15 protein-coding genes and 1 pseudogene are annotated in these 12,342 nt (G+C 41.2%); 9 read left to right on the top strand and 7 right to left on the bottom strand.

Going from position 1 to position 12,342, the window contains the following annotated elements:
* Positions 1 to 109: 109 nt before the first annotated feature.
* The 9 genes and pseudogenes from fliL (at position 110) to F1325_RS11740 (ending at position 5,038) form a co-directional block, all read left to right on the top strand.
* Positions 110 to 592, top strand: coding sequence for a flagellar basal body-associated protein FliL (fliL, locus tag F1325_RS11700; protein WP_109373788.1), 483 nt, complete (start codon positions 110 to 112; stop codon positions 590 to 592).
* A 5-nt stretch (positions 593 to 597) separates the two neighbouring features.
* On the top strand, positions 598 to 1,629 hold the full coding sequence (gene fliM, locus F1325_RS11705; protein ID WP_109373789.1) for a flagellar motor switch protein FliM: 1,032 nt from the start codon (positions 598 to 600) through the stop codon (positions 1,627 to 1,629).
* Positions 1,622 to 2,032 carry a flagellar motor switch protein FliN gene (fliN, locus tag F1325_RS11710; RefSeq protein WP_006533153.1) on the top strand — a complete coding sequence of 137 codons (411 nt, stop codon included), beginning with the start codon at positions 1,622 to 1,624 and terminating at the stop codon, positions 2,030 to 2,032. Before fliM ends, fliN begins: the two co-directional genes overlap by 8 nt.
* Positions 2,033 to 2,035: 3 nt before the next feature.
* On the top strand, positions 2,036 to 2,482 hold the full coding sequence (gene fliO / locus F1325_RS11715) for a flagellar biosynthetic protein FliO (protein WP_109373790.1): 447 nt from the start codon (positions 2,036 to 2,038) through the stop codon (positions 2,480 to 2,482).
* Positions 2,482 to 3,252, top strand: coding sequence for a flagellar type III secretion system pore protein FliP (gene fliP, locus F1325_RS11720; RefSeq protein ID WP_109373791.1), 771 nt, complete (start codon positions 2,482 to 2,484; stop codon positions 3,250 to 3,252). Before fliO ends, fliP begins: the two co-directional genes overlap by 1 nt.
* A 15-nt stretch (positions 3,253 to 3,267) precedes the next feature.
* On the top strand, positions 3,268 to 3,537 hold the full coding sequence (gene fliQ / locus F1325_RS11725) for a flagellar biosynthesis protein FliQ (RefSeq protein WP_069367481.1): 270 nt from the start codon (positions 3,268 to 3,270) through the stop codon (positions 3,535 to 3,537).
* A 5-nt stretch (positions 3,538 to 3,542) separates the two neighbouring features.
* Positions 3,543 to 4,325, top strand: coding sequence for a flagellar biosynthetic protein FliR (gene fliR, locus F1325_RS11730; RefSeq protein ID WP_098942426.1), 783 nt, complete (start codon positions 3,543 to 3,545; stop codon positions 4,323 to 4,325).
* Between the two features lie 133 nt (positions 4,326 to 4,458).
* Positions 4,459 to 4,725, top strand: a complete 267-nt coding sequence (locus F1325_RS11735; RefSeq protein WP_160230499.1) for a DUF1778 domain-containing protein — start codon at positions 4,459 to 4,461, stop codon at positions 4,723 to 4,725.
* A pseudogene (locus F1325_RS11740) lies at positions 4,713 to 5,038 on the top strand (hypothetical protein). Before F1325_RS11735 ends, F1325_RS11740 begins: the two are co-directional and overlap by 13 nt.
* Before the next feature lie 86 nt (positions 5,039 to 5,124).
* Here F1325_RS11740 and flgL read toward each other — a convergent pair.
* The 7 genes from flgL to F1325_RS11775 form a co-directional block, all read right to left on the bottom strand.
* A complete protein-coding gene (gene flgL / locus F1325_RS11745; RefSeq protein WP_109373793.1) occupies positions 5,125 to 6,069 on the bottom strand; it encodes a flagellar hook-associated protein FlgL in 945 nt (314 codons plus the stop codon).
* 27 nt (positions 6,070 to 6,096) lie between these two features.
* A complete protein-coding gene (gene flgK, locus F1325_RS11750; protein WP_109373794.1) occupies positions 6,097 to 7,740 on the bottom strand; it encodes a flagellar hook-associated protein FlgK in 1,644 nt (547 codons plus the stop codon).
* Between the two features lie 117 nt (positions 7,741 to 7,857).
* Entirely contained in the window at positions 7,858 to 8,844 is a 987-nt protein-coding gene (gene flgJ / locus F1325_RS11755) for a flagellar assembly peptidoglycan hydrolase FlgJ (RefSeq protein ID WP_109373795.1), read from the bottom strand.
* The gene (locus tag F1325_RS11760) at positions 8,844 to 9,950 is read right to left on the bottom strand and encodes a flagellar basal body P-ring protein FlgI (protein WP_099075765.1); all 1,107 of its coding nucleotides are present in this window, start codon (positions 9,948 to 9,950) and stop codon (positions 8,844 to 8,846) included. The genes flgJ and F1325_RS11760 overlap by 1 nt, the downstream gene beginning before the upstream one ends.
* Positions 9,951 to 9,964: 14 nt before the next feature.
* Complete coding sequence (locus tag F1325_RS11765; protein WP_023581820.1) at positions 9,965 to 10,708, bottom strand: flagellar basal body L-ring protein FlgH; 744 nt, start codon at positions 10,706 to 10,708, stop codon at positions 9,965 to 9,967.
* Positions 10,709 to 10,771: 63 nt separating this feature from the next.
* Complete coding sequence (gene flgG / locus F1325_RS11770) at positions 10,772 to 11,554, bottom strand: flagellar basal-body rod protein FlgG (RefSeq protein WP_109373796.1); 783 nt, start codon at positions 11,552 to 11,554, stop codon at positions 10,772 to 10,774.
* Positions 11,555 to 11,573: 19 nt separating this feature from the next.
* Complete coding sequence (locus F1325_RS11775) at positions 11,574 to 12,329, bottom strand: flagellar basal body rod protein FlgF (protein ID WP_109373797.1); 756 nt, start codon at positions 12,327 to 12,329, stop codon at positions 11,574 to 11,576.
* Between the last annotated feature and the right edge of the window lie 13 nt (positions 12,330 to 12,342).

Raw genomic sequence — 12,342 nt, forward strand, 5'->3', positions numbered from 1 at the left:
TCTGCAATTAAAAAACAGAAATAGCGGGATAATTAAGGTTGATTTAGATGGATATGGAAGTCCACAACAGTGAACACGTATCCACTACAAAACAGGAATTTAACTGTCCATGTCTAATTACAGCAATGAACGTAAAAGCTATAGCTTAATTCTGATCATCGTATTATTGGTGATCGCCATTATTGCAGCGGCATTCGGTGGATATAGTTGGTGGGCATTGAAGCATGCTAAATCAGGTTCAGCGGGCACAAATCAGGAAAAAGTTATACCAGCACCCGTTTTTATGTCATTAGAACCCTTTACAGTAAATTTAATTGATGACGAAGAACACTTAGACAGAGTGCTCTACATAGGGATCACATTAAGATTACATAATGAAGAAACTCGTAAACGTCTACATGATTATTTACCTGAGGTTCGTAGCCGCTTGTTATTACTGCTTTCTCGTCAACAGGCTAATAAGCTTGCGACAGACAATGGAAAACTCCAGCTAATGACGGATGTAAAAGAAACGCTGAGACCGACTCTCGTACCGGGAGAATCTGAACAGATCCTCTCCGATGTACTGTTTACCACGTTTATTCTGCGATAATCATTATGAGCGATAATATCCTTTCACAGGCAGAGATTGATGCTCTGCTGAATGATGACACATCAGGTGACGACGCCAAAAAAAGCGCGAACAGGGAACCTGCGATAGCGAAGGATCCGAATGAACCGGATATTCAGCCTTATGACCCCAACACGCAACGTCGTGTGGTTCGAGAACGTTTACAGTCGTTAGAAATTATTAACGAACGCTTTGCACGTCAATTCCGTATGGGGCTGTTTAACATGCTCCGTCGGAGTCCTGACATTACTGTTGGTGGCGTTAAAATTCACCCTTATCACGACTTTGCTCGTAACTTACCTGTGCCAACAAACCTTAACTTGGTGCATTTAAAGCCTTTACGAGGAACAGCATTATTTACCTTTGAACCCAATCTGGTTTATATCGCGGTAGATAACCTGTTTGGTGGTGATGGCCGTTTTCCAATCCCTGTGGAAGGACGTGAATTTACCAACACAGAGCAGCGGATCATCAACAAAATGTTGAAACTGGCACTTGATGCCTACCGTGATGCTTGGGATTCCATATTCAAAATTCAAGTGGAATATGTTCGTTCTGAAATGCAGGTGAAATTTACCAATATCACCTCATCACCGAATGACATTGTTGTTACAACACCTTTTCAGGTGGAAATTGGTTCAATGGTTGGGGAATTTAGTATTTGTATTCCATTTGCCATGATTGAGCCATTACGTGAACGACTAATTAATCCACCAATTGAAAATGTTCGTCAAGAAGATGGGGTTTGGTTAGATAGTTTAGTCAACCAAGTTCAGCATTCAGAGCTAGAACTGGTCGCAAACTTTGCTGACATCCCACTGCGTTTATCAAAAGTGCTAACACTTAAAGCTGGGGATGTTATCCCAATTGATAGACCAGAAAGATTGATTGCACATGTTGATGGTGTGCCCGTATTAACAAGCCAATACGGTACAGTAAATGGGCAATATGCCCTTCGTGTTGAACACCTAATTAACCCTGTTTTAAACGCTCTGGATGAGGAACAAACCAATGAGTGATGCAAATCGCCCAACTGATAATTCACAATCGGCTGAGGATATGTGGGCTGATGCAATGGAACAGCAAACTGGGAAAAGCCAGGATAATAGTTCCGATCTATTTGAACATCTTTTACCTGAAGACGATACGCTGAACCATCTATCTGACATCAATTTGATTATGGATATTCCAGTCAAATTAACAGTAGAGTTAGGCCGTACCAAAATGACCATTAAAAAATTACTGAGCCTGTCACAAGGTTCTGTCGTTTCACTGGATGGTTTAGCTGGTGAGCCTCTTGATATTCTTATCAATGGCTATTTAATCGCTCAAGGTGAAGTTGTAGTTGTTTCTGATAAATACGGTATTCGCATTACCGATATCATTACGCCATCAGAACGTATGCGTCGTCTGAGCCGTTAATCTATGGAACAGCTTCCTTCCTTTTCCAGCCAAGGTGCGGTAAATACTACCGCACCCGCTACAACACAAACTGTTCAAACACCTACACAACCATTGCCTGTAGGTCAAAGCCTTGCTCAAGTTAGCACGGCACTTGCAGGCATTATCGTTCTTATTATTGTTGCTATGTGGTTATTTCGCCGTTTTGGCTTTGCCCGTGGTTCATTTAAAGGAACGACAGCACAACTTAGCGTTAAAGCAAGTTGTTCATTAGGTGCGAAAGAACGTGTGGTGGTGGTTGAAGTAGAACAGGAATGGCTCGTATTAGGTGTAACTGCATCGCAGGTAAATCTGCTGCATAAATTACCCGTCCCTGATAAAGCCTCGCAGGAAGCGAACTCATCACCAACATCGCCATTGTTTACTCAAATATTACAAAAAACGCTAAAGCGAGATAAAGGCAACTCATAATGCATCAGTGTGTCACTTTTTTTAACGCATTAAAGCGTTGGCGTCTCTTCGCTAGTGTGCTGGTTTTAATCTTGTTACCTACCAGTGCGTTTGCCCAATTTCCGAGTGTTATTACACAGCCTTTACCGGGTGGTGGTCAAAGTTGGTCATTACCAGTACAAACATTAATCTTCATTACAGCGTTGGGATTTATTCCTGCTGTTTTGCTGATGATGACAAGTTTTACCCGCATTATTATTGTCCTTGGATTATTACGTAATGCTTTAGGTACACCTTCTGCACCACCAAACCAAGTGGTTCTTGGTTTGGCGTTATTTATGACCTTTTTCATTATGGCACCGGTTTTTGATAAAATTTATCAAGATGCCTATATGCCATTTACTGAAGATCAAATTACCTTCGAGCAAGCCTTAGAGAATGGCTCTAAACCTTTGCGTCAGTTTATGATGCAACAAACGCGTGAAACTGACTTAGCTCTGTTTGCTCGTCTTGCCGATGCGCCTGCGTTTGAAACTCGCGAAAGTGTACCAATGCGTATTTTGGTGCCTGCTTATATTACGAGTGAGCTAAAAACCGCCTTCCAAATCGGTTTTATGATTTTTATTCCTTTTCTTATTATCGACTTAGTTGTTGCCAGTGTGTTGATGGCGCTAGGTATGATGATGGTGCCACCTGCCACCGTCTCATTGCCATTTAAACTCATGCTTTTTGTTTTAGTAGATGGTTGGCAATTAATACTAGGCTCGCTTGCACAAAGCTTTTTCAATTAGCGCAGAGGTAACCCCATGACACCAGAATCCGTCTTAGCACTAGGTACTGAAGCGATGAAAATCGCTTTATCACTAGCTGGCCCTCTTTTATTGTCCGCTCTAGTGACGGGTCTTGTGATCAGTATGCTTCAAGCTGCAACGCAGATAAACGAAATGACATTGTCGTTTATTCCAAAAATTCTTGCTGTATTAGCTGCTATTTTAGTTGCTGGTCCTTGGATGTTAAGTTTACTTGTCGATTATATGCATAACTTATTTACTGGCATTCCTGGGATGATTGGTTAATAGCAATGATAACCCTGACCAGTGAAATGCTTAACGGCTACATTAGTGATTTTTTCTGGCCATTTGTGCGTATACTCGCCCTTTTTAGCACTGCACCGCTATTTAGTGAAAAGCAGACACCTAAAAAATTTCGCATTGCGCTCGCCTTTTTAATTACCGCATTAGTTGCACCAGGCTTACCGCAAAGCAATGTACCTTTATTCTCGCTTATTGCCTTTTGGGTACTGTTGCAACAAATTCTAATTGGCACAATTCTAGGGTTATCAATGCAGTTGGCGTTCGCTTCTGTTCGTCATGCTGGTGAAGTGATTGGTTTACAGATGGGGCTTTCATTCGCCACCTTCGTCGATCCATCAGGTGGCCCTAATATGCCTATTCTGGCACGTATTTTTAATATGCTAACAATGCTATTATTTATGGTATTTGATGGACATTTATGGCTATTGTCTATATTAGTTGATACGTTCTATGTTGTTCCTATTGGAAATCAGACGTTTAACTCATTAGGTATTCTCACTTTAGTTCAAAGTGGTGGTACTATCTTTATTAACGGTATGATGTTAGCCATGCCATTAATCACTCTACTTTTAGTGCTCAACCTTTCATTAGGTATTCTAAACCGAATGACACCACAACTTTCTGTCTTTGTGGTTGGTTTCCCTCTTACGCTGACTATCGGTATGTTAGCATTATCCATGATTATGCCTGCATTACCTGTGTTTACAGAGCGTGTCTTTAGCGATACGTTTAATCGTATTACATTGATATTGCAACAGTTGGTTTCTTGAGATTTCGGATTATTAACTTTTAATTAGTTATTTTTCATCTCACTCATTAAAATTAATCTGTTTTCACTCTAGCCATCAATGGTCATTTATTCTACAACCCTTGTATATCATTTGCTATACAAGGAGGCGTGATATGAAATCAGATGTACAACTTTATATTCGCGCTAAAGAATCACAACGCGCTCTTATTGATACTGCCGCTGAAATTCTCCATAAATCTCGTACTGACTTTATTCTTGAAACAGCATGTCAAGCTGCTGAGGATGTCATTTTAGACCGTAGAACCTTTAATTTAAATGATGCTCAATATGCGGAATTTATAGAAATTATTGATGCGCCGGTTGATATTGAACCTGCTCTTGAAAAGTTATTAATGAGAAAACCATTATGGGAAAAGTAACAGCGCCTGAGCCGTTATCAAGTTCACATGAAGTCGCTGATTTTTATAGTAGTGAAATTGTATTAGATAACTGGATAAAGCAAAGAGGTTTCAAAAACCAATTATTGGGTGTATCTCGTACTTTTATGGTCTGTAAAGAAAATAGCCACTATGTTGTTGGCTATTATTCTTTTATCATGTTGCTGAAAATATTGGCGTTAAAGCGATTATGGTTCATGCTCTTACAGAAAATGCAAAACAGTTTTATCTTCATAATGGTTTTAAAGCCTCTTCAACACAAAAAGACACTTTATTTCTAGCATTAAAGAAATGAACTCATCTGTTGTATTCAATAAAAAAAACCCCTGATAAATAAATACCAGGGGTGATATCAAAATGTCTTAGAACCGAACTAAATAATTAGCGATACATCTTAAACATCGACATCTCTTTCATGTCGTTAAAGACTTTATAAGAAGCTTGTAATACAGACTCTTCTTGGTAATAATCTGAAATTGCTTGTGTCCAGTCTAAATCACGCAGTTCGCTTAAACGTTTTGCATTTCTTAAAGACGTATCCGCACCTAAATCATCCAAATTATCAAGTTCTTGAAGTTGTAAGCCTAATTTCGCTTCCACACTTGAAATATTATTTAGCGTCGCACGGTTAATACGGTTTGCAGCATCAATTTTGTCTAACGCAGCATCACGATCAGCTTGTGGTTTACCCGTTAAAGGTTCACGCAATGCTGTAATCGCATCATCAAGAGCATTAAAGATGTCTGGCTCTGTCCCTTTACTACCTGAAGATTGTAATGTTTCGATCCCTGTAAAGTTAGTGACCATTTCAATATTACTATCTACTTTTTGGGTAATTTGCTTATCACCGCCTTGATAGGTGATTTTGCCTGTTGCATCAGCTACAAAAGGAGGTTTGTCTGATTGGAAGCCTGCAAAAATATAACGCCCCACACCATCTTTTGTATTACCAATACCCACTAGCTGGTCTTTTAAACCAGCTAATTGTTCAGCTAAAGACGAACGGTCTTCATCACTTAATGTTGCATCATTACCTGCTGCAACCAGTGTTTCTTGAATTTTGGTTGTAATATTCACCATTTGGCTTGCTAAGCTCATTTGCAAAGACATACTGTTTTTTGCAAATCCACGCGCTGTCGCATACTGCTGATTACGCGATTCAGATTGTTTAACCATCACCGCTTGAGAAGCCGCCATTGGATCATCTGATGGTTTTTCAACACGACGACCACTGGAGATTTTATTTCCTTCAGTCATCCATTTGCTTTGCGAACTGGTGATATTGTCCACTCGCTGACTAAAAATTTGATTTGAACTTAAACGCACCGTGTTATTCCTTATTCTGATGAAGGCTTAGAGAACTTGCATAATCGCATCAAACATACTGTTCGCTGTTTGAATAACTTTCGCATTTGCCATGTAATATTCTTGAATACGATACATTTCACCGTACTCTTCATCCAAGTTCACACCAGAAACAGACTGCTGCTGTTCTACAATACTTTTAGTAATAGAAACCTGAGCATCAAAGTCTACTTGAGCGGTATTTACTTTATTACCGACCATACTGATCAGTGAGCCATAACCACCAGCAATCGTTGTTTTACCATCAATAATTTTCTGGTCAGGTAACTCAAACAATTTTTTCATGTTTTCGTTATCGCTTGGGCCAGTATTATCAGCACCTGCAGCAGCAATCTTACTAGGATCAGTTACCGCAACTTTCATGCCTGCAATCACGTTACCCACGGATTGAACGACAATAGAATCGTCTTTTTGTGCTGTACCATTGACTTTGATATTCATCCCTTCAAAAGTCAGTTCTTGTTTTGTTGCATCAAATGTGGCTGCAACTTTACGACCACCAGGCTCTACCGTCACATTCCAATTGCTGCCGTCATATTTAACTGTATAGTCAGCCGCTTTCACTTCTTTGGTGTCGGTGTATTTGACGTCAAAGGTTGCATTACCTTTATTTTTACCGTTAGTCATCACATGAGCGCCACCAAGGTCGAAGAATTTTTCACCTTTGTCGCCATTTAAATCAAAACCTTGCTCATGTTGTTTATTAAATTGATCACCCAACACTAACGCTAATTGGTTTAATTGATTACGGCTTGGATCTAACACTTCTTCACGGCTACGATAAGCACCGCCAAGCTCGCCACCTTTAATGCGTTTTGCATCCACTTCACGAACTTCATCAATACCGTTGCTATAACCAATAACAAGGCGTTCGCTGTTTTTATTAGATGGAATAGCAGAAACTTCATAAGCGCGAGTACCAGACACTAATGGCAAACCATTAGCAAATGTGACGTTAACAAAACCACCGTCTTGTTGAGTCACTTGTACATCAACCAGTGTGTTTAGCTCTTGAACTAAACGGTCACGTTGGTCTAATAAATCATTAGGTTCAGCGCCATTAAAGCCTTTAGCACGACTGATTTCGTTATTTAGTTTTGCGATCTGTTTTGTATATTCATTGATATTTTTAGAGGTGTTAGTGACCTGACTATTAATATCTTTTTCTAGATCGCGCAATGATTGGTCTGCTTTAGCAAACATATTCACCATTGCTTCCGCTTTACCAATCACCGTTGTACGTGCAGGGTTATCTTCTGCGTTATTGGTAACGTTAGGTAAGCTTGTAAAAAATTCGTCAATTGCACTCGAAACATCATTCCCTTTATCTGCTAACAAATCATTAATTTGTGAGATATTTTGGGTATAACTGTTTAAAGCACTTTGTTTTGCCATTGCACGGTTCATTTGACCCGCAAGGAATTCGTTATACTCACGATGAATACGGCTAACATTAACACCATTACCGATATAACCATTACCGGTCATTGTGCCACTGTTTTCATTAAAAACAGTCATTTGACGGTTGTACCATTTCACATTTTGGTTAGCGATATTATTACTCACAGTGCTCATCGCAGCTTGTGCCGCATTAAGTCCGCTCATCGCTGTATTAATTAAACTGTTGGACATTTGTCTATCCTTTTACGTTTAGTCATCACCCGTATGCACGGAGCATAGCTGGCAAGTTAAATGGATGCTCTGGTCTTTATTATCGGTTCTTCCCCTCTAAACTTGAGGGGAAAATGATTAAAATAAGTCGCTTAAATCGTGAGTATAAGTTTTAGCAACTTGCTCACCACTTCCTTTTAATTGGCCAATAATTGAAACCAGTTTTTTGGCATAACCCGGATCGGTAGCATAGCCTGCTTCTTGGATACGGTAAGCCGCTTGTTCCGGAGTTTGAGCTTGAGGTACTTTAGCGTAACGAGGACTTTCAGTGATCAATCTAAGGTAATCTTGAATAGCTTCAACATATGAGCCATAAACACGGAAATTGTCACGCATTTTAATCGAGTTACCATCGATCACTTCAGTTGTCATGATATTCGTAACAGGCCCTTTCCAGCTACTTCCTGCTTTAATACCAAACAGGTTATAACTCGGTTTACCGTCACCTGTTAGAATTTCACGCTTACCCCAACCTGATTCAAGTGCAGCCTGAGCAACAACTAAAAGATGGTGTACACCAGTACCTTCTGTGGCTTGTTTTGCAGGCCCTAACAGTTTTGATGCAAAAGAAGCACTGCTTTCAGATAAGCCCTTAAGCTTGCCAATCGTGCTTTCAACTGCATTTTGATAAGGCTGCATCGCACGATAAATTTGCCCCAATGCTTGCGTTGGCATGGATTGAAATATATCACTACCATCTAATGGCATAGGTGTTTTGCCCGCCATTTCACTTGGGTCTAGCGTGACTTTGGCAGAAAGTTGTTTTTCTATCATGTCAGCAAAGCCCAAGCCTTTTTGTGATAAGTCTTGAGCGATTTGTTGATCATAAAGAGAGGTGTACATCTTGGTACTTTCTGAGTTGAACATGCTTTCTTGAGGAATAGCATCACGCATGCTCTTTAACATCATTTGAACAAAAACACCTTCAAGTTGCTGCGCCACTTGGCGCAGCCCTTGCTGATCAGCATTTTGCCCAACCTGATATTTAAGTTTATTCAATGCATTACTGTCATATGCCGGCGCAGACATCGTCGGCATTGAAGAAAGCAGAGATAAATCTTTCATCAGATAATCTCCAGTCTCGCACGTAAGCAACCCGCGCTTTCCATTGCTTGCAAAATTGACATTAAATCTGTTGGTGTTGCACCAAGTGCATTTAATGTGCGGATCACTTCGTTTAAGCTTGCGCTTGCATTCACTTGTTGTAATGAGCCACCTTGTTCACTCATATTTACGCTAGTATTACGCGTTACAACAGTGCTACCCCCTGCAAACGGAGTATTAGGTTGGCTTACATTAACTTGGCTATCAACCGTAACGGAAAGGTTGCCTTGAGCAATAGCACAGCTTCCTAATGTCACATCACGATTCATAACAACAGAACCTGTTCTTGCATTAATAATCACTTTCGCATCTGCAACAACACGTTTAATTTCAAGGTTTTGAACTTCAGCCAGAAAACGCACTTGTTCACTTTTACCAATAGGAACACGCAATTGAACTGTACGAGCATCTAAAGGAATAGCCGTACCTACACCGCGTAATTTATTAACGGTATCAGAGATGTGTTGTGCCAAAGTGAAGTTTTCTTCATTCAGTTGTAGGTTCAGCAGACCTGTTTGACCAAATTGCGAAGGCAGTTCACGTTCAATGATAGCGCCGCTGCTAATGCGTCCACCCGCTAACTGGTTCACTTTAACGCTATTACCACCCGCAGATGCGCCTGCTCCCCCGACAACAATATTGCCTTGTGCTAAAGCATAAATCTGATTATCGACACCTTTTAATGGTGTCATCAGCAACGTACCACCACGTAAGCTTTTGGCGTTACCTAAGGATGAAACAACGACGTCGATTGATTGCCCTGTACGACCAAAAGGCGGTAATTTTGCAGTTACCATTACCGCTGCAACGTTTTTCAATTGCATATTGGTGCCAGGTGGTACTGTGATCCCCAATTGTGAGAGCATGTTATTCAGACTTTGCGTGGTAAACGGGGTTTGCATTGTTTGGTCACCCGTTCCATCTAATCCCACAACCAAACCATAACCAATCAGCGCATTTTCTCTTACCCCTTCAACAGAGGTGAGATCTCTGATCCGTTCGGCATGAGCGGAAAAACCGACACATGTCATCACGATAAAGAAAAGGCTCATCGCTATTTTTTTCATCTGGACCCTACTCATTAAAAAGGTGATACATTTAAGAAGAAGCGTTGTAGCCATCCCATAGACTGTGCTTCATTGATATAACCGTCTCCGATATATTCAATACGAGCATCAGCAACTTGGGTTGAATTTACGGTATTAGCACCACTGATTGTTCTTGGGTTCACAACACCTGAAAAACGGATAAATTCAGTACCTTGATTGATAGCAATTTGCTTTTCACCGATAACGTGCAGGTTTCCATTGGCAAGAAGCTGATCGACGGTAACAGTGATGGTGCCTTTAAAGGTATTGTTCGCATTTGCGCCACCTTTACCGCCAAAGTCACTGTTTCCTTCCATTCCCATATCAGCACGGCTATTACCAAACAATCCTTCCAAAAATCTTGGCGTGATCGAAGCAAGGAATCCTGCTTTGCCATTACGGCTCGCATTTGCGGATGAGTTTTTGCTTGCACTCACGTTTTCTTGCAATGTAATCGTTAGCGTATCGCCAATATTCCGAGGACGTCTGTCTTCAAATAGAGGTTGATAGCCAAAATAAACAGGCTGAGCTGACTGAAAAATAGAGCCATTAGGTGCAGGTGCTGTTGGTGCCGTTGGAACCGCCGTTGTGTTACCTTCTACCAACGGTTTTTTAGGTATATGTGCGCATCCCGCCAGTGTCAGTACCAACAGGGCGGTACCTAAACGTTGATGACGACGCCATCTGACACTAAGCTTTCTTGCCCCAGAATTGTCAGTAATGACCTTTGTATCCATCTTCGATACTCTTTTAGTAATACGCCTGACAGGAACCCCTGTCAGGCTAATGAACAAACGAAATTAGAGTTGCGTTAGTTTCTGTAACATCTGATCAGATGTTGAAATCGCTTTACTGTTAATTTCATAAGCACGTTGAGTCTGGATCATATTGACCAGCTCTTCAGCTACGTTAACGTTAGAGGTTTCAACATATCCCTGATACAACAAGCCTGCGCCGTTGATACCTGGGGCATTCTCAGTAGGTGCGCCAGAACTTGCAGTTTCTAAGTACAAGTTTTCACCAACACTTTCTAATCCGCTGTCATTAATAAAGGTTGTTAGCGTCAATTGACCCACTTGTTGTGGTGCAGGTGAGCCTTCAATTTCAACACTGACAGTACCATCACGACCAATCATCACTTTTTTGGCGGTATCAGGCAAAATGATGGCTGGAACAACTTGGAAACCGCTAGTTGTCACTAATTGCCCATTTTGATCCATTTGAAAAGAACCATCACGAGTATAAGCATCGGTACCATCAGGTAACTGAACATGGAAAAAACCTTGTCCTTTAATCGCCACATCACGAGTACCGTTTGTTTGAGCCAAGTTACCTTGACTATGTAAACGCTCAGTAGCAACAGGACGAACACCTGTACCAATTTGTAAACCTGACGGTGCATTCGTCTGTTCTGATGTCATTGCACCCGGCTGGCGGATCGTTTGATACAGTAAATCTTCGAAAACCGCACGTTGGCGTTTAAAGCCATTGGTGCTGACGTTTGCGAGGTTGTTGGAAATCACATCCATGTTAGTTTGTTGTGCATCCAACCCAGTTTTAGCAATCCATAAAGAACGGATCATGGTTTTCCCCTTACACTATTTAACTCAGTGATAGCAATTGGTTAGCCTTTTGCGCATTTTCATCAGCGCTATGGATAACCTTCATTTGCATTTCGAAACGTCTTGCGTTTGCTATCATATCGACCATGGCTTCTGCTGGATTAACATTACTGCCTTCTAAAACACCAGCTAACACCTTCACGCTATCATCCGCAGGTAATTCCTCACCGGCACGCGCAGTCCCTTTAGGGGATAAATGGAATAAACCATCATCGCCACGAACTAAATCGTTTTGCTCTGGTTTTACCATTTTCAAACGACCAATTTGACCCAACATTTTCGGTGGATCAGTCGGTACATGCGCAGTCACAATACCGTTATTGGCAATACTGACGTTTGCTTGAGCAGGCACTTCAATCGCACCGTTATCGCCCATTAACAAACGCCCTTGTACCATTAACATGCCATCAGCGTTGCGTTGGATATTCCCGTTTCGGGTATACGCTTCTGTGCCATCTTCAAGTTGAACGGCCAAAAAGCCGTTATCACTTAAAGCAACGTCCATTGATCTGCCGGTATAGTTCATCGTTCCTTGACTCTGATCGCTACCTGGCGTTGAGGCTACCGTTAATGTACGAGTCGGTAAGGTATCGCCATTGACAGGTACGGCTCGCATTGCACTAAGCTGCGCTTTGAATCCCGGCGTTGATGCGTTTGCTAAGTTGTTCGCCACGACAGCTTGGTTTTCCATCGAATGTTTGGCGCCGCCCATCGCGGTATAAATCACATGATCCATAACAGATTATTTC

The sequence above is a fragment of the Proteus columbae genome (assembly GCF_009914335.1).
In the GTDB taxonomy this organism is placed as follows: Bacteria; Pseudomonadota; Gammaproteobacteria; order Enterobacterales; family Enterobacteriaceae; genus Proteus.